This window comes from Shewanella sp. M16, from assembly GCF_018224605.1.
Taxonomy (GTDB): domain Bacteria; phylum Pseudomonadota; class Gammaproteobacteria; order Enterobacterales; family Shewanellaceae; genus Shewanella; species Shewanella oncorhynchi.
Genome location: NZ_JAGTUL010000011.1, coordinates 11,582 through 29,663, shown reverse-complemented (window position 1 = coordinate 29,663; position 18,082 = coordinate 11,582). Strand labels below are relative to the sequence as shown.

The window sequence follows — 18,082 nt, the reverse complement described above, 5'->3', positions numbered from 1 at the left end:
ATGAAGACAAGTTGCAGCTTGCACCAGATTGGCGCACCATAGTGGTGCAACCCTATTTCTAGGAACGGTCGATGGATAAAGAGACACTGCTCAATCATTTAGTTACCGCTGTACTTGTCATAGATAAGGATCTCAAGCCTTGTTATGCCAACGCAGCAGCAGAGCAATTATTAGGTGTTGGTAGCCATAGACTCGTAGAACAAACTTTGCCCGAGCATTATCAAGTCCTCGGTGTCGACGCCCAGCTATTAATGGATGCAGTAACAGCTGGTCAAGGCTTAACGGTCAATACGGCAGCACTAGTCACGCTCGATGGCCAACATCATACCGTTGATTTAACCCTTATTCCCCTCGATGACGAGGCTGAACTCAGCCTGCTCGAACTGCGCCAAGTCGACCAACAAAGACGCATTCATCAGCAGTTGAGTCAAGATGCACAGCAGCAAGCGGCACAGTTTTTAGTGCGCAACTTAGCCCATGAAATCAAGAATCCTTTAGGCGGCCTTCGCGGTGCGGCGCAGCTATTATCGCGGGAGTTGGATGATCCGGCGCTGAAGGAATTCACTACCCTCATCATAGAGCAGGCCGATCGGCTGCGTAATTTAGTGGACCGTCTGCTCGGCCCCCAAAGGCCGACACAGCACAGTCTGCACAACATCCATCAAGTGGTGCAAAAGGTCTATAAGTTAGTTGAAATGGCGCTGCCCGCTAACATTCAGCTTAAACGGGATTACGATCCATCCATTCCCGATATCGAGATGGATCCTGACCAAATGCAGCAAGCTGTGCTGAACATTTTACAAAATGCGGTGCAGGCGCTTGAACATACGGGCGGCGAAATTTTGATCCGCACTCGCACTCAACACCAAGTCACCATAGGCTCACAGCGCCACAAGCTAGTGTTAACCCTATCGATTATCGACAACGGCCCCGGTATACCGCCTGAGCTAATGGACACATTATTTTATCCCATGGTGACAAGCCGTGAGCAAGGTTCAGGTTTAGGCCTCTCGATTGCTCATAATATTGCCCGTTTACACTCGGGAAGGATCGATTGCCTCTCCAGCGCTGGGCACACAGAATTTATCATTTCATTACCAATTTTAAGCGCTAAATAATTTCGACAGTACCTACCCATACCGTATGAGGAAGCAAGATGCGAATTAGTGAACAAGTGTGGATCCTCGACGATGACAGCTCGATACGCTGGGTACTCGAAAAGGCACTGCAAGGTGCTAAGCTCAGCACCGCCAGCTTTGCCGCCGCCGAATCCCTGTGGCAGGCATTAGAAATATCGCAACCGCACGTGATAGTGTCGGACATCCGTATGCCCGGCACGGATGGTTTAAGCCTGCTCGAACGATTGCAGGTGCATTATCCCCATATTCCCGTGATCATTATGACGGCGCACTCAGACTTAGACAGCGCAGTCAGCGCCTATCAAGCGGGCGCATTTGAGTATCTGCCTAAACCCTTCGATATCGATGAGGCGATCTCTCTGGTTGAGCGCGCACTTACCCATGCCACTGAACAGAGCCCTGCACCCGCGCAAGAAACCCAAGTCAAAACACCCGAAATCATAGGTGAAGCGCCAGCGATGCAAGAGGTGTTTCGCGCCATAGGCAGGCTTTCACGCTCATCGATCAGCGTGCTGATCAATGGTCAATCGGGTACGGGAAAAGAGTTAGTGGCTGGCGCTTTACACAAGCACAGCCCACGTAAAGATAAGCCGTTTATCGCGCTGAACATGGCAGCGATCCCTAAGGATTTGATCGAATCTGAGCTATTCGGCCACGAAAAAGGTGCCTTCACTGGCGCAGCCAATGTCCGCCAAGGTCGCTTCGAACAAGCAAACGGTGGCACGCTCTTTTTAGATGAAATCGGCGATATGCCGTTAGACGTACAAACACGGTTACTCAGAGTGCTCGCCGATGGCCAGTTCTACCGCGTCGGTGGTCATAATGCGGTGCAAGTGGATGTGCGTATCATAGCGGCGACCCACCAAGATCTTGAATTATTAGTGCAAAAAGGCGGCTTTAGGGAAGATTTGTTCCATCGCCTCAACGTAATCCGCGTGCACTTGCCGCCACTATCACAAAGACGAGAAGACATTCCCCAACTTGCCACCCATTTCCTCGCCTCTGCAGCAAAGGAAATTGGCGTGGAAACTAAGATCATGACCAAGGAGACCGCGGTAAAACTATCCCAATTACCTTGGCCCGGTAATGTCCGACAACTCGAAAACACCTGTCGTTGGTTAACCGTAATGGCATCGGGGCAAGAAATTTTACCCCAAGATTTACCGCCAGAATTACTGAAAGACCCTGTGAGTGTCACCCACACGGCGAAAGGCAGCCAAGATTGGCAATCGGCACTGACTGAGTGGATAGATCAAAAACTCTTGGAAGGAAACAGCGATCTGTTAACTGAGGTGCAGCCCGCATTCGAGCGCATACTGCTAGAAACTGCGCTGCGCCATACTCAAGGCCATAAACAGGAAGCGGCGAAACGTTTAGGCTGGGGACGAAATACCTTAACGCGGAAATTAAAAGAACTGTCGATGGATTGAGTAGATAAAATAACATTACTACTCGTTATATCAATACAAGCTTATTCATATCAAACAATAAAAAGGGATATCTTCACATCCCTTTCTATTTGAAATTAATTTTCATTGGCATGAATTAAATATGCCAAATCTAAAAAATTAGAATTGATAATGCATACCTACAGCGAATTGCTTAATATCAGTGTCAATATCTTTTAATCCTAAATAGCTACGGTCGGCATCTAAATCACCTGTAGTGACATCATAGCTTACACGGATATTTAAGTGCTCTGTTACGGCGGCATTAACACCTACACCATAAGTCCAACCAAAACCAGTAAAGTCTTCATCGTAACCATAGCCATCAACATTCGCCGCCATAGATGCAATACCCACTTTGGCATAGGCAGAAAAAATATCATTAATTTGTGCAGTAAATTTAGGTGTGAAGCTTAATGCACCTGCACTAATATCAACATCCTTATCGCCTAAGTCACCAGTGGCAAACAGGTTAGCTTCTAAACCAAACCATTCATTGAAGTTATAGCCACCGTATACACCTACACCAGTACCAGTTTCTGGACCATCAAAAGCATCAGCTGTGACTCTATTTAATGCGCCACCCACATAAAATCCAGTAGTGTCGGTTGCTGCAGAGACTTGAGTGGCAGCTAATGCTGATAATAAAGAGATAGCAACAATTGATAATTTATTCATCATAATTCCCCAATGATTTAACGAAAGTATTAGACTGCGCGGATATTACAATAAGCAATTCTGAAGTGTCATGATTTAAATTATCAAAATACAAATCATACAGCATTGATTCAGCTTGAGTCGGAAAATGGAAGTTATTGTTATTCGTTATGTGGCTAAATAATATTTACTGTAAGTATTATTTTTTAAATTGAAACAACTAACGATTTTAACTTAGCACCCGCAACAATCCTATAAAACTCGCATATAGCCAACGGATGAGGGAACGACGCCTTCTCACATCCAAACATTCGGATACGACAACTCTGCCAGTCGCCACACAAGTAATACGTGTACGCCAAAGAAATAATGGCCAGACATGGACTCGATAAGCTTGGTTAGCAATGTCGAGATCAATTTTCTGCGGTAAGTAATAAAGATGTTTACGCAGGACTAACTGACTCCAAGCCCCCGCTATCACAGGAGATACGGTACTATCCGCTTGATTTACTATCGAAGGTTTCTGTTCCATCAGGAGCGTGATTTCTGTACTCATAGGAATGCTAATGTCAGAAATCACAGATTCAGCTATCAACTCAAAGCGAGTCGATAGCCTATGATAGCGACATATCAATCGAGTGGAATGATCCCATCTGTGACTTTGCTTCTGCATCCATGCCATAGCTTATCCTTAATTTATGTTTCGTTTACATCAGGTTTAACCGGATCTTGGTGAATAATCACCTCAGCATCTTCGAAGGCGGCTTTGACTCTTATCCCTGTTGTATCGGCAATACTGTGGGCTTCATTCAAACTCAAATTGCCATCGAGTTCTAAATGAAATTGAATAAAAACAGTTTTGCCTGCTTGACGAGTGCGTAAATCATGCAGCCCTTGCACCCGTGGATCTTCCATCGCGATTTGCGTGATTTGCTGGCGAGTCTCTTCGTCTAGCTCTCTGTCTAACAAGGCTTGAATTGAGCGATAACCTAAGCCAAAGGCTTGATGACCAATATAAAATGCAATCATTACCGCAAATAAACCGTCAGCCCACCACCAACCGTATTGCGCTAATACTAGTGCCAACAATACCGCACCATTAAGGAATAAATCTGATTTATAGTGCAGCGAATCAGCTTCAACCACAGTACTTTTTGTCGCCGCTAATGCGCGTTTCTGCAACATGACTAAAGCTAACGTCATCACAATCGCTATGATAGAAACAACTACACCTATGGTGGCATTTTCAACCGGAACAGGTGTTAATAGACGCTCGCCACCATAGAAAAGTAATAAAAATGCGGAGCCCATAATAAAGGCGGATTGCGCTAGAGACGCTAACGGCTCAGCCTTACCATGGCCATATCTGTGGTCATGATCCGGCGGCACAAGCGCGTAACGAATGGCAATAAAATTGATAATAGAAGCGAGAGCATCGGCAAAGGAATCCGTCAAAGATGCCAACATACTGGCGGAGCCGGAATAAAGCCAAGCGAACATCTTGATAAGAATAAGGATCAAAGCGGTAGCCACGGAAGCGCGGCTAGCCAGTTTGACCCAAAAATCGTATTGGGAAGTTTGAGTCATAAGGGATCTATCTTGGGAAGCTATGACCCTATTGTATATCAGCTAAGACGCTTAACCGCGAGGTTCTTTACCAGCTTGTGCTTCAAATCGCGCTTTAAACTTAGCTTGCTGCTCTGGTGTCAGCAGATTAAATATTTGATTATGCAGCTTCATACGTTCAATGGCTTGAGTTTGACGCTGCTCTTGCTGCGCACTCATCAGTGCCTTTGCTTGTGTTTCATCAAAACTAGGCGCGGTAATTAAGGCCTGCATCTCAGTGCGATGTGCCAAGCGTTCCTCTTTCGTTGGACGATTATCAGCGCGCGTGGCTTTCTGATCGGCAAACAACTTTTTGACGTCAGCTTTTTGGGCATCCGTTAAATCGAGCCCTTCAAACATACGATGCATGCCACCGTGGTCCATATGTCGGCCGCCATGTTCCATGCGGTCGCCTTTATGGAATTCAGATTTAGAGAAGTCGCAGCCAGCATCCTTAGGTGCAGCATTAACTGCCGTCGCGAAAACCGCAGAACTCGCTAGAATGGCAAACAGGCTCGCTTTCAAAGGTGATAATGTTTTCATAGTGTTAACCTCGATGGTTCAACTTTAATATGGCAAGTAATAAGACACAGTGACGACCCTTTTAAGCCGAGTCACTTTCGACCCTTCCAGTCTAAACCCCTATATGTAAGTGAGGGCGTTGCCTGAGTAAATCACTGTAAAGTTGCGGCAATAACTCTATTCTTTACTTTGGCTTACATTGCTACACAGCAATTGACATCAAAACAGGTATACTCAGCCAAAGCGCTAAAAGTGCCTATGATAAACAGGCACACGAGGCCACATTACAGAGATTAAGGAACAGTATGAGTCGGATATTATTAATCGATGACGATCTGGGGTTATCTGAGCTACTAGGGCAACTGCTCGAGTTAGAAGGGTTTCAATTAACCTTGGCCTACGACGGTAAACAAGGTTTAGATCTGGCACTGACCGCAGATTACGATCTGATCCTACTCGATGTAATGCTACCTAAATTAAACGGTTTTGAAGTGCTACGCGCACTGCGCCAACATAAACAAACCCCAGTATTAATGTTGACGGCCCGTGGCGATGAAATCGATCGCGTGGTTGGGCTTGAGATAGGCGCCGACGATTACCTGCCAAAACCATTTAATGACAGAGAATTAATTGCCCGTATCCGCGCCATTATTCGTCGTTCGAACTTAACAACCCAAGAAATCCATGCCGCGCCCGCCCAAGAGTTTGGCGATCTGCGCTTAGATCCATCGCGCCAAGAAGCTTACTGTAATGAGCAATTAATCATACTCACAGGCACTGAATTCACTCTACTGCACACCCTAGCACTGCACGCTGGAGAGTTGATGAACAAGGAAGAGTTAAACGAAAAAGTACTCGGCAAAAAACTCATGCCCTTCGACCGCAGCTTAGACATGCATTTATCGAATCTACGTAAAAAACTCCCCGAGCGTAGCGATGGTCGGCCAAGGGTGAAAACCATCCGTGGCAAAGGTTATATTTGGCTTCCATAACGGCGGTATCGACTGTGCCTAATCGTTTATTTATCAAATTATTGCTCGGATTTTGGCTTTGCAGCTCGCTAATCATTGCCTTAGTGGGTCTGCTACCATTGCTGCAACAAAATCACGACCGTGCGCCACTGCCACCTCACCTTGAAAAAGTCCTATCGACGATAGCTAAGCGCATTCAAGAAAACCCCGCCTTACTGGAATCCGATTTTCTTCGGCGCTGGGAAAGACACAGAGACATGGAAGGTAAACCTCTACGGGTCTATCTTGTCAACAGCCAAGGCCAAGTGATCAACACACACAGGGTGAGTCGCGGTGTACGCAGCTTTATGCTGATGGCAGATGAAGAAAAACAACCGATTAGCCATCAGTTTAAAGATGAGCTGGTGTTTGGTCCCTATCAATTTAATCTGGGCGCTGAAACCTATTCACTTTATGGCCGCCTACCGGATAACCATCCACGGCCTTGGTTCTTCTTCTTCGCCGAAAATAAGTTATTAACCTTAAGCCTAGCGATTTTCCTTTCGGGATTATTATGTGGCTTGCTCGCGTGGCATTTAGGTAAGGCATTAAATTCACTTAAAAAGAGTGCTAATGCCCTCGCAGAGGGTGACCTAAGTCACCGAGTCGATAAGTCCACCACTCAGCGCAACGATGAAATTGGTCAGCTCGCCACGGCTTTTAACAGCATGGCCGACTCCATCGAAGCTATGGTGAATAATCAGCAGCGGCTCATGGGGGATATTTCCCATGAACTACGCACACCATTGACGCGGCTACAGTTATCCCTTGCCCTCGCCCGTAAAAAAGGTCAGCAGACCACCGAAACGGAACGCATAGGTTATGAAGCTGAGCAACTCGAAAAGCTTATCAGTGAATTGTTAGAGCTCTCGCGGGTCAAGCTCAGTACTAACGAAACCAAAGTACATTTAGGCTTGGCCGAATCCCTGAGCCAAGTTTTAGACGATGCGGAATTTGAAGCAGAACAGCAAGGTAAAAGCATTACTATCGATATCGATGAAGAAATTGAGTTAGCGCATTTTCCTAAATCACTTTCCCGCGCGATTGAAAACCTGCTGCGTAACGCGATCCGTTATGCCGCAAGCGATATTCACCTGCAGGCGAGTGCGACGGCTGATCAAGTACAAATTACCATAAAAGACGATGGTCCAGGCATAGATGCCGCCGAACTCGATGCCATTTTTAAACCTTTCTACCGCCCAGACTCGGCAAGACAAAGAGAAAGTGGCGGCTGGGGACTTGGGCTGGCAATCACTGAAGCGGCGATCACCGCCCACAAAGGTAAGATTAAAGCCGAGAACCGTATACCAACAGGCCTTAAAGTGACGATTACACTGCCGAAATAGCCGATATACAGGGTAAATGTGACAACCAATGAACAAATGCTGACTTAGTTGGAATACGCTTATCTGAATGCCCCATTAACTGACTTAACGCATAACTAAATTGACAATAGAGTTGTATATCATCCGCTTTTCTATTGGAGTCGTCACTGTTGATCATAGCGCCACGAAGATAGTCCATGACTAATTCAGCTCGATTAAATCCAGATACATCACCGATTTCTGAAATAGTTAGCCGATTCCAGCGGTTGTATTCGACTGATAATTTTTCAAAGCGCTGTCGATAATTACTAGTCGTTTGCAATAACAAGGCCTGATTTGGCATTACTCGCTCAATCACGAACCGCTGTTGCGATAACACTTGATGAAGGCGGTAACAGTGATGATATAAAAAGCGTATAAAAGGGTCAGGATAACGCAATACATCTTGCTTAGCGGCAACTAACCACTCATCGTATTGAGCACATGCAATCGCAACCACAAGATCCGCTTCAGTTGTAAAGTGATTGTATATTGTGCCTTTCGATATTTGACTCGCCTCTACCAAATGAGAACGACATAAATCAAACGTTTTATGACCTCTTAAACTACGCTGTGCAACTTGTATCAAATAATCACTCCTTTGCTCCCAGCTACTCATACCGACCTCGTCACATTTCAACAAACAAAAAGGTTGCAACTTCACAATCAAACGATAACAGAGTTTAGAGTCAGCCTATATTGAGTAATACTGATACCACTATGAATAAACTAGGTAGCTAGATGCTAAAAATAGAATTACTTGAGAGTTTTATTGCAGTAGCAGAATGTGGCAACATGTCTAAAGCAGCCGACAAAGTCTGTCGCACTCAATCAACCTTGAGCTTACAAATTAAGAAGCTTGAGGAAGTGGTCGGCCAATCTTTATTGCTAAGGGATAACAAAGGTACGACATTAACAGAGTCCGGTTCGACCCTGTTAAATTACGCCTATAAAATGATGCAACTTAACTCGCAAGCTATTCATGAATTGAAAGACAGCCAAAATAAAGAAGTGATCCGGCTAGGAGTGCCTACTGACTATATTACATGCTATTTAAACAGCTGCTTACTGGAGTTTATCCGAGAGTTTACTTGTATCGAATTGGTCATTGATACTGACGTCAGTGGCAACCTTTATAAACGGTTGCAACAAGGTGAATTTGATCTGATCGTTGCTACCCACTGGCAAGCCCCTGCCAACGGAGAGTTGCTGTTTACACGCCGCTTTCATTGGGCAGCCGCAAAGTATGGTCAAGCGCATAAACGCAATACCGTTCCAATGGCGCTCTATCCCGAAAACTGCCCTATCCGAGCTCAGGTGTTTGCCAACCATCAGCTGTCAATGCGTCCAATCAATGTCTTACTGTCGACGCCTTCCCCCCATGCTCTGTGTATGGCAGTTGAAAATGACTTAGCCATCGCACCTATTGCAGAATTTAGGATCAATGAGCATATGCAAATATTGAATCCATACGAACATGGCTTGCCACCGTTACCCGAATTTAACGAATCCCTTTATCTCAATCCTGAAACGCAAACAGACGCCACAATGCAATTGATTACCTTGATTAAAGCAAATGTGTAACACTTTGCTAATGCTGTTAACTAGTCTGCGTGTAATCGCAAACGTATTTGAAAAAATGCCAACCCTAAGGTTGGCATTTTTATAACAGCGACAAAGTCTGTTAGATCTGCTTAAAAATAGTAACCAAAATTGATATTAACCCGCTTATCCCAACTGTCCCCCATTTCAGGCAACCCGACATGGCCGTTATCCCGAGTCGAAGCATACATATTTTTACCCATAATGAAATCAATCATAGTGTAAGTTGGGCCAGCAGAAATGGCACAGCCAGTAACATTTTGATAACTGATATCAAAGCTGTCATCGGCAACATCCGGTGTCACCATGCCGAAATCATTATAAAACTTCAGACTGCCCCAATCGGTCGTTACTGTCTTAGCTATATTTACGCTGTATGCCTGCGCTTTAGATGCAATCTCATACTGCCAATTGTAGGCTGCCACAGCGATCTTATTGCTGTCGACCGCATCGGCGGCGTCGTATTCATATTGCATTACTTGCAGTTGTAGGTTCCAGCCTTTATAACTACTGTCCATGTGGAGTGCTATGGCATAACGGTCGCCATTGTTGCCAGTCTTGTTGTTATAGATCTGGCCATACTCAATCGACGCCCCCATCTGGGTTTTACCACCTTCGTAGCTCGTTTCATAAGTTTGGCGAAGGTTTAACTGGTTAGTCTCTTCGTTGTTGTACTCGGTACCATTGACTACTCCGCTATACAGATCAGTTGAATAGCGATCTGCGCGACCTGCCCCATATTCAGCATTCTTATAAAAGGCCATTTCAGTGCCCCAAGCACCACTCGAATACACCCCTTTAACACCCAAATCATAATCATCTTCGAAGCCTAGGTAATAAGGCACACCAAACCAGAAGCTATTAGAGATAAAACCTGGGTTGCCAAAAGGCACTTGGTTAACACCGAACTGCAGTTGCCACTCAGGGTTTAACTCATAAAAACCATAACCATAACGTAGTGCCTGCCAACCATCATAAAAGCGATATTCACTCGCTAAGCCCCATTCTCCCAGTTTACCGTTGAATTTAATCGCCGCCATGTCAAAAGCAAAGTCGCCACCTTTGTCTTTTGAGCTCTCACTATAGTCTTTATAGGCATAATTCATCCTGACAGTACCAGCAACATCTATACCGTCTTGTTGTTCTTGTGCCTGTACTATTCCAGTCGTTAATGCCATTGGTATCATTGCAGCAACAAAAGACAAATTTAACTTTTTCATCATCTCACCTTTTAATTTTAATTGCCGTACGCCTTAGGTACACGGCACAAGCTTATATCGCCTTATACTTGGCCGTATTACGTAGTCGTTACCATTTCAAATGAGTCAGATCACACTGAATGACTTCATCTTTATTGGCTGGCGTACCAGGATTTTGTGCTGATTCGCAAAGCAGTGTGGTTCCATAATCATTACGCTTGTCATGGGCATTACTTCTTGCCCAGACAGAAACTATGGCTCTCTCTTCTGGCTTAGCTTCACAGCTACCATCAATATCGAATGCGTGTATTGTGTTTTCGTGGAAATACATCAGGGGGTCTTGGTCGTAACTTCCTGCTAACCACATCGTGTAGCCATTATGCTGTGCAGCATCAAACTGTACTCGACGCATCGTGGCATCTTGCTTGACTGTTTTTACTAGAGGTGAGTCTGCACGAACTGCAAAACTCTTAAACTGATTGGTACATGCTGGCACGCGCATGTTGTAGTACATCTCTGAGATAGCGTGATTATGGTAGGGGTAAAGCGTATCGACTGACTGTACTGTCATACCAACTTCGGCACCTACCTTTTCGCCATTGATCTCATCGATACGCAGCAGTCCCCAATGACCGAAGATCTCAGCGTAGGCGTAGCCACCGCGAATGTTGTTGAAGTTCTTGTCGTTACGCTTACTCTCCTCGGCATACATAGGGAACCAGCCTGCGGCTGCCCACAGATTGGGCAGAGCGTTAGCGCTGATGTCATAAGGGAATACCGAAGGCATCTTCACTTCATCACCAGTGACCATCTTATAGAAATTATTAGTGAAGGTTTTACCTAATTTCTGCACCTCTTCATTGGTCACCTTCGTCTTAAAGAATTCATCAAAAGTTGTACGCTTAAAGTGCTGCGCAACAGGTGAGTTCTTGGTTAATTCACCACCGGGGTTATAGATCCAGTTAACCTCTTCACGGACACCAAAACATTGCTTGGCCTTATCGGCGTTGTTGATCACCTGATAGATGTTTTTCACCATCAGCTTCATATCGCGGCGATCCATAATGCACATCTTTTGACCACCTTGGGTCGAGTCGATCATGGCCTCATCTGAATTCAGACAATGACTGTTTTCGCCGTTAGTTAAAGCTATGGCATAAGCTTTTAGATAAGTTAGCGTCTCATCCCAAAGCATATTGACATACCTCTGATCGGCCTTTGAATAGGTTACTGGCTCACCCAGACACTTAAATTGTGCATTATCAATTTCACTCTGATCTAAGAAGTCAGGTAAGTCAGCAGCCATCGCCCCATTTACCGCAAACAATGACAACGCAATAATTGTCTTTTTCATTCATCTCTCCCTTATTTACATATTATTTTTCACCACGTTCTGGAGTGGAATAATATGCTTGGAATCCATTCCAAAAATTTAACCGGCACTGATTTGCAACAATTTGACAGCAGAAAATACCGCTCAACCCACAAAACAGATTACAAATCGTTTATAAATGAAAAATATGGAATTAAATGGAAAAAAGCCCCTTAGCCATGACAACCAAGGAGCATATTAAGCGAAACGGTTAACAGTAAATTGTCTTTGCAGGGATAATAAAACCGCCAATGTTGCTAAACATTTTTCACAAGTTAAGAGGAGCCAACAACTTGTAATCCTAAAAAATAAGGGGGAGAGCTAAGGTTAGGGATAGCCCATGATCAACATGGGCCTCTCACTAAGAGATCTTATTCTTTATGCTTGTCATACTTAAACGTATGACAGTTACTGCATAATGGCTTTTTAGCTTTATGCTCGCCATGACACTCTTGGCAAGGCAGTTCTTTGCCATAATGAAGGTTATTATGTGGGTTTTGCCACTTATCCTCTTCACTACGAGCAGTTTGCTCAGCTAACTTATCCAGATCGTGACATTGCAAACAAGCTTGGTCTGACGGAAATTGCTTTATACCGTTGTCATGGCAAGCCTTGCAGTCTTTACCAATTACATCTTTATGATAGTCTCGAAGTTCAACAGCCTGAGTTGATAGCGATAGCGTCGGTAAACACCCCAATACCAGCGCGAATACTATGGTTAATTTATTCATGGTTTATTCCTCGTATTATCGGGTAAATTTAGACGTTCATGATGCTGCGAGCTGCCGTCATACCCATCACCATACATTCAGGAATAGAGCAACTACCAAGACGGCTCACCCCATGAATACCACCACAAACTTCTCCTGCAGCATAAAGTCCAGGGATTGGCTTACCAGTTAAACTATCTTTAACCTCTGCCTTTGTTGTCACTTGGACACCACCTTGGCAGTAATGCACTTTCGGCCATAAACGAACGACGGTAAATGGAGCTTTAATGTATTTATCTTTAGCCTTCGCCATGTTCTTGCCAAACTGTTTATCAATACCCGTTTTGACATAATTGTTATATTCTTCAATTTGCGCCTTTAATGGCTCAAGTGGTACACCAAAGTGTTTCGCTAATTCATCAAGCGTATCGAACTTCCAGCCCACATTATATTTAAGAACTTTAGCAGTATTAGGATGCTGTTTAGAATCTTTGAAGCTGGTGATTAAAATGGGCGGTAGTGGCTCACCTTTAGCATCACGACACGCCAATTCTGCATCTGCTCGGGTTTTCCGATCAGCAATCTCATCCATAAAGCGCTTACCTGTCATGCAGTTAATTGCAATGGAGTGCGGGAAGTTAAAGATTGAATAATTTGAGACATACCCAAACCCACCCTCATCTGGAGATGCCCATGGGCCTGATTGAATATGTGCAAGATGCACAGGCACAGCCCCTAAACGGAACATCTCCAACATGCCTTCACCAGTAGCGCCAGGTATGTTGGTGCAACCCACTTCGGAAGTAAGGGTAGGATCTTGTGCCATGCGCAAATCAATGTTCTGTGCAAAACCACCTGTTGCCATAATTACGCCACGTTTAGCGCGAATATTTAGCACTTTCCCAGGTTGATCTTCACCAAAATGATAGTTCTCACGCATTTTCACGCCGACAACATTACCCTTTTCACCTAATAAGAAGCCTTCGAACTTAGAACGGTTATGAGTCCGTACACCGATTCTCTGACACTCTTTTAACAATGGCTGAGTAATACCTGCACCACAACTCACGCTTGTCTGGTAAGTACGCGCAACGGAATGACCACCTAACTGCTGCAAATATGGATGGTATTCAGATCCAGCATCTAACGTCATTTGCAATGCTTCTACGGCATGTGAGGCTACGTGCCGTAATAAGCTCTCGTCAGCAATGCCGCGGCCAGAGGCAATTTGATCCGCAACCATTTTTTCAACTGAATCTTCCACCCCTTCTTTTTTCTGCATTGGTGTGCCTGGGGCAGCGAATAAACCACCATTGATTGCAGAATTACCACCGAAGTAAGACATTTTCTCGAAAATGTGTACATCTTTTGCGCCCTTGCGCGTCGCTTCAATTGCAGCCGCTAATCCAGCAAAACCTGAACCCACGATTAGAATTTCAATCTCTTTATCCCACTTAATACCGTCAGCTTTCTCAGAAACTGCCATCGCAGGCGATACCATTGCTACGCCAGTAGCGGCACCTAAACCTTTGATAAAATTACGGCGTCCTAGCAGATTTGCGTTACTCATCTGTCATCACCCTTGTTGTTTTAATAGACATAAACATCATAACGATGGAATACATTCCAAAACGTGAGAACATCAAGACTTACTTCGACTACAAATAAACAACATGACGGAAACATTAACCAACTTCAGTTTTTTTTAGAAAAATGACTTAAGCAGAATTATGGAAATCATTCCAAATAGTGAGTTCACAACAGAATGAAAACTAAATTTAAATAAACCGGTGCTTTATGAATGAAATACGAAAATAGCAACACTAATGTGTTGCCATTTATTTGAAGTAGAGAGATTCGTTAAATCTAACTTTAACGAAATAGTATTAAATTACAGCTTAACTAATACACGCCCTGTGACTTGGCCTTGGATAATTTTATTCGCGAAATCAGGCACCTCTGCCAATGATATCTGCTGACAAGCTTGCTGATAAAAATGTGCGGGTAGTGCTTTAATCACAGCTTCCCACGCCGCTTTTCGCTTCTCAAATGGACAAGAAACGGAGTCGATTCCCAGTAGGCTAACACCCCGTAAAATAAACGGCATAACGGTTGTTGGTAATGCAAAACCACCCGCTAAACCACAGATAGCGGCGGCGCCACCGTATTGCATTTGCGCTAATGCCTTGGCGAGGATCCTGTTGCCAACGGTATCGACCACACCCGCCCAGCGCTGCGCCTCAAGCGGCTTAGCATCTTGTTCAAGTTCACTGCGATCAATCACTTCTGCGGCGCCAAGCTCCTTCAATAAAGGCGCATTCTGTTCAACTCGACCACTGCAGGCGACCACGCGATAGCCTGCATTGGCGAGCAAAGTCACCGCCACAGAACCCACTCCACCACTGGCACCTGTGACAAGAATATCCCCACTTTGCGGTGTTATCCCAGCCTGTTGCAGCGCTTGCACGCACAACATCGCCGTAAGCCCGGCCGTGCCTATCATCATGGATTTAGCGGCATCACAACCTTGCGGCATGGGCACCAGCCAGTCGGCTTTAACTCGCGCTTTTTGCGCCATACCACCCCAGTGGTTTTCGCCCACGCCCCAGCCCGTCAAAATCACCTGATCGCCAACTTGGTATCTCGCATCAGTCGATTCGCGCACCACGCCCGCAAAATCGATGCCTGGTACCATAGGAAACTGGCGAATGATTTTGCCCGCACCGGTCACAGCTAAACCATCTTTATAATTCAGCGAGGAATAGGCGACATCAACCAAGACTTCCCCTTCTGGTAAATCAGCTTCTGTGATCTGTGAAACCTGAGCAAACGTACGTTTATCTTCTTGCGTCAGTAGTAAGGCATCAAACATAAATCGCTCTCCGAAGGCCAAACCGTATTAAACGATATTCAAAAAGTTACCATAAAAGGCATAGACATCATTAACAAGCAGACTTATTGCTAATAGTAAATGCTGAGATCTAAACAGATTAAAGATAATGACCCAGAGTGATCGAGCGCAAGAGATGGCAAGATTTAGCGTCTTTATGGCTTTAAACTCGCCTGCTGTAAAGCGCCACTTTGACCCCAGTAGCGGGCGAACTCAGTCAAGGTCATTCCGGCATTATTCGTTAGGTTCGCATCGCATTCTTTCGCGTATAGCCGCTTTACAATATTGAATTCGGCCTTAATCACAGCGCCCATCATTGCCGTATTACCACGCTTATCTTGCAAACAAGCATTAGCACCATGCTCAAGCAATAAATCCGTTGCAGCCTCTTGGCCGTTATAAGCCGCCACCATTAGCGCGGTATAGGTTTGACTATTTCTCTGGTCAATAGGGAAGCCCGCATCGAGAAAATGCTCAAGCACTGTGATATCGCCGGTACGCGCTGCAGCAAAAAAGTAGTCCACCAGCAATTGTACTTGTGCGGTATCGGGCTCGTCCGTTTGACTGACAGTTGCGGGTGTAACCAATGGCGCTTGAAGCGAACCCGCCCCCATTGCCACCGACATACTCAGGGCCACAATAATCAATAATAAGATAGCAATAGTGTGTTTCATCAATGGCTCCCAGCACAGCTAAAATAGAGATTTAAACAATGAGACGTGACGAAATGCCCGCAAGACGCCCTCTTAAACTGGGCAGAAAAGAGCTTGTTTACGTCTTGCGGGACTTACTAGGTTCGGACTGTTAACGCGCAAATCTCTGCGACCAAAACAGTCCTAAAAATAACGACATCAGATTGAACGCTGTTTAACGTCAGCCAGATCACCCTTTACGGCCTTGGTTAAAAGCTCACCAAACTCTGGGTCTGCACGATAAAAGTGACTGAGCATCTGATGTTTCACATTGGCATCGTTCACTTTGCCTAAGTCTCCGGCCAAGTTAGTGATCAGATCTGCTCTATCTTGCTTGCTCAAGCTGCGATAAAAGACGCCCGCTTGGCTAAAGTTATCCTGCTTGCTAATAGCCGTTTGTTGCACAGTCCCCGTTAGCGCAGTCGTTACCGCACGATAACGATTATCTTCGGCCAAGGCTAAATGTACGCTCGGTTGATAGTTCACATCGGACTGGGTATGCCCCATATTGCCCGCACCTTCTTGGTTGTGGTTTGCCACCGCCACTAAGGGTTTATTAATCGGCAATTGCGACAAATTCGCGCCGAGTCGATACAGCTGAGTATCGGCGTAGGAGAACATACGGCCTTGCAGTAATCTGTCTTCCGAAGGCTCAATCCCTGGGATCAAATTCGATGGCGCAAATGCCGCTTGCTCAGTCTCTTGGAAGAAGTTTGCAGGCATGCGGTTCAGCGTCATAGTGCCCACTTTTTGTTCTGGCACATCTAGCCACACCTTAGTGGCATCTAACGGGTTGTAATCAAACTTATTAAGCTCAGTCGGGTCGAGTAATTGAACGTACAGATCCCACTTAGGATAGTTACCCTTGTTGATCTCACTATAAAGATCATCAGTTAAATGGTTAAAGTTTTGCCCTTGGACTTTAACCACTTCATCGGGACGTAAGCCTTTAACACCTTGCAGACTCTTCCAGTTAAATTTCACGTATTTAACTTGGTTATCTCGATTCACAAATTTGTACGCATGCACACCGAAACCGTCCATTTCACGATAACTGGCAGGTACACCTAAGTTACTGTAAACCTGAGTCAACATATGGGTTGAACCCGCTTCGTGACTGAAAAAATCGAAGAAACGATTCGGATCTTGCATATTGGTCACTGGCGATGGTTTGAGTGAATGCACCATGTCAGGAAACTTGATCGCATCGCGAATGAAGAATACGGGTAAGTTATTACCGACTAAGTCCCAGTTACCTTGGTCCGAATAAAATTTGGTCGCAAACCCACGGGGATCACGCAGCGTTTCTGGCGAACCTTTCGAGTGGATCACAGTAGAAAAGCGCACAAATACGGACGTCACTTTACCTTTTTGTGCAAAGGGTGCCGCTTGAGTTAGGTTACTAAAATCGCCACTCGATACAAACTCACCATGGACACCTGTGCCTCTGGCGTGGACGACACGCTCAGGAATACGTTCACGGGCAAAGCGTTGTAGCTTCTGGATAAGCTGCACATCTTGCAATAACACGCTGCCATTACTGCCCGCTGTGGTCGAGTTTTGGTTATCACCCACAGGTGCACCATTGTCACGTGTCAGGGTATTTGTTGGTAAAGTTTGAGCCTGCACATTCAATGTCAGACCCATAGAAATAATTAAAAGGCTTTTAGTAAGATGCATAACAGTTCCTCTTCTATGCATAACGCCAAGCTCTTTTCTGCCTGCCCGCAGTATAGTTCTGAATTTGTAATTAGAAGAAACGATCTTTATCGATTATATGAATCAATAAAACCTATTAGACATAAATTGGCAACAACAAAAAGTCACATTGTCAGATACTGAAGCTAGAGATTGTGGACTAAAACCTCTCGG

The 18,082-nt window shown here is 45.1% G+C and carries 17 protein-coding genes; 5 read left to right on the top strand and 12 right to left on the bottom strand.

All coding sequences use genetic code 11. The features are described 5' to 3' along the window. Nucleotides 1-71: 71 nt before the first annotated feature. The gene (gene glnL / locus KFE26_RS09410) at nt 72-1,118 is read left to right on the top strand and encodes a nitrogen regulation protein NR(II) (protein ID WP_113941365.1); all 1,047 of its coding nucleotides are present in this window, start codon (nt 72-74) and stop codon (nt 1,116-1,118) included. A gap of 38 nt (nt 1,119-1,156) precedes the next feature. Next, nucleotides 1,157-2,569, top strand: coding sequence for a nitrogen regulation protein NR(I) (glnG, locus tag KFE26_RS09405; RefSeq protein ID WP_212600231.1), 1,413 nt, complete (start codon nt 1,157-1,159; stop codon nt 2,567-2,569). Nucleotides 2,570-2,707: 138 nt separating this feature from the next. On the opposite strand, the gene KFE26_RS09400 is transcribed toward glnG, so the two are convergent. The 4 genes from KFE26_RS09400 to KFE26_RS09385 form a co-directional block, all read right to left on the bottom strand. Beyond that, nucleotides 2,708-3,265: a porin family protein gene (locus KFE26_RS09400; RefSeq protein WP_212600230.1), complete on the bottom strand. Its 558-nt coding sequence runs from the start codon at nt 3,263-3,265 to the stop codon at nt 2,708-2,710. 208 nt (nt 3,266-3,473) lie between these two features. Then, the gene (locus KFE26_RS09395) at nt 3,474-3,926 is read right to left on the bottom strand and encodes a hypothetical protein (RefSeq protein WP_212600229.1); all 453 of its coding nucleotides are present in this window, start codon (nt 3,924-3,926) and stop codon (nt 3,474-3,476) included. 14 nt (nt 3,927-3,940) lie between these two features. Beyond that, nucleotides 3,941-4,831, bottom strand: coding sequence for a cation diffusion facilitator family transporter (locus KFE26_RS09390; protein WP_212600228.1), 891 nt, complete (start codon nt 4,829-4,831; stop codon nt 3,941-3,943). 51 nt (nt 4,832-4,882) lie between these two features. After that, complete coding sequence (locus tag KFE26_RS09385; protein ID WP_113941370.1) at nt 4,883-5,392, bottom strand: Spy/CpxP family protein refolding chaperone; 510 nt, start codon at nt 5,390-5,392, stop codon at nt 4,883-4,885. 284 nt (nt 5,393-5,676) lie between these two features. Here KFE26_RS09385 and KFE26_RS09380 point away from each other — a divergent pair, with 284 nt between their 5' ends. Together KFE26_RS09380 and KFE26_RS09375 are read left to right on the top strand one after the other, a co-directional pair. Beyond that, the gene (locus KFE26_RS09380) at nt 5,677-6,363 is read left to right on the top strand and encodes a response regulator (RefSeq protein WP_105251061.1); all 687 of its coding nucleotides are present in this window, start codon (nt 5,677-5,679) and stop codon (nt 6,361-6,363) included. A 14-nt stretch (nt 6,364-6,377) separates the two neighbouring features. Beyond that, nucleotides 6,378-7,727: an ATP-binding protein gene (locus KFE26_RS09375; RefSeq protein ID WP_113941371.1), complete on the top strand. Its 1,350-nt coding sequence runs from the start codon at nt 6,378-6,380 to the stop codon at nt 7,725-7,727. Here KFE26_RS09375 and KFE26_RS09370 read toward each other — a convergent pair. Next, nucleotides 7,711-8,364 (bottom strand): TetR/AcrR family transcriptional regulator, encoded by a 654-nt coding sequence (locus KFE26_RS09370; RefSeq protein WP_212600227.1) that lies wholly within the window; start codon nt 8,362-8,364, stop codon nt 7,711-7,713. The genes KFE26_RS09375 and KFE26_RS09370 overlap by 17 nt on opposite strands. 122 nt (nt 8,365-8,486) lie before the next feature. Between KFE26_RS09370 and KFE26_RS09365 the strand changes: the two genes are divergently transcribed. Further along, nucleotides 8,487-9,329 (top strand): LysR family transcriptional regulator, encoded by an 843-nt coding sequence (locus KFE26_RS09365; RefSeq protein ID WP_212600226.1) that lies wholly within the window; start codon nt 8,487-8,489, stop codon nt 9,327-9,329. 110 nt (nt 9,330-9,439) lie between these two features. Here the strand turns inward: KFE26_RS09365 and KFE26_RS09360 are convergent, their stop codons facing one another. The 7 genes from KFE26_RS09360 to KFE26_RS09330 form a co-directional block, all read right to left on the bottom strand. Continuing rightward, nucleotides 9,440-10,570: a hypothetical protein gene (locus tag KFE26_RS09360; protein WP_212600225.1), complete on the bottom strand. Its 1,131-nt coding sequence runs from the start codon at nt 10,568-10,570 to the stop codon at nt 9,440-9,442. A gap of 85 nt (nt 10,571-10,655) precedes the next feature. Beyond that, nucleotides 10,656-11,900, bottom strand: a complete 1,245-nt coding sequence (locus KFE26_RS09355) for a hypothetical protein (RefSeq protein WP_212600224.1) — start codon at nt 11,898-11,900, stop codon at nt 10,656-10,658. Nucleotides 11,901-12,289: 389 nt separating this feature from the next. Next, on the bottom strand, nt 12,290-12,649 hold the full coding sequence (locus tag KFE26_RS09350) for a cytochrome c3 family protein (RefSeq protein WP_212600223.1): 360 nt from the start codon (nt 12,647-12,649) through the stop codon (nt 12,290-12,292). Between the two features lie 28 nt (nt 12,650-12,677). Further along, on the bottom strand, nt 12,678-14,198 hold the full coding sequence (locus KFE26_RS09345) for a flavocytochrome c (RefSeq protein ID WP_212600222.1): 1,521 nt from the start codon (nt 14,196-14,198) through the stop codon (nt 12,678-12,680). A gap of 321 nt (nt 14,199-14,519) precedes the next feature. Beyond that, nucleotides 14,520-15,500, bottom strand: a complete 981-nt coding sequence (locus KFE26_RS09340) for an MDR family oxidoreductase (protein ID WP_212600221.1) — start codon at nt 15,498-15,500, stop codon at nt 14,520-14,522. A 173-nt stretch (nt 15,501-15,673) separates the two neighbouring features. Then, nucleotides 15,674-16,192 carry an ankyrin repeat domain-containing protein gene (locus tag KFE26_RS09335; protein ID WP_212600220.1) on the bottom strand — a complete coding sequence of 173 codons (519 nt, stop codon included), beginning with the start codon at nt 16,190-16,192 and terminating at the stop codon, nt 15,674-15,676. Between the two features lie 177 nt (nt 16,193-16,369). After that, nucleotides 16,370-17,890 carry a catalase gene (locus KFE26_RS09330; RefSeq protein WP_283090729.1) on the bottom strand — a complete coding sequence of 507 codons (1,521 nt, stop codon included), beginning with the start codon at nt 17,888-17,890 and terminating at the stop codon, nt 16,370-16,372. Between the last annotated feature and the right edge of the window lie 192 nt (nt 17,891-18,082).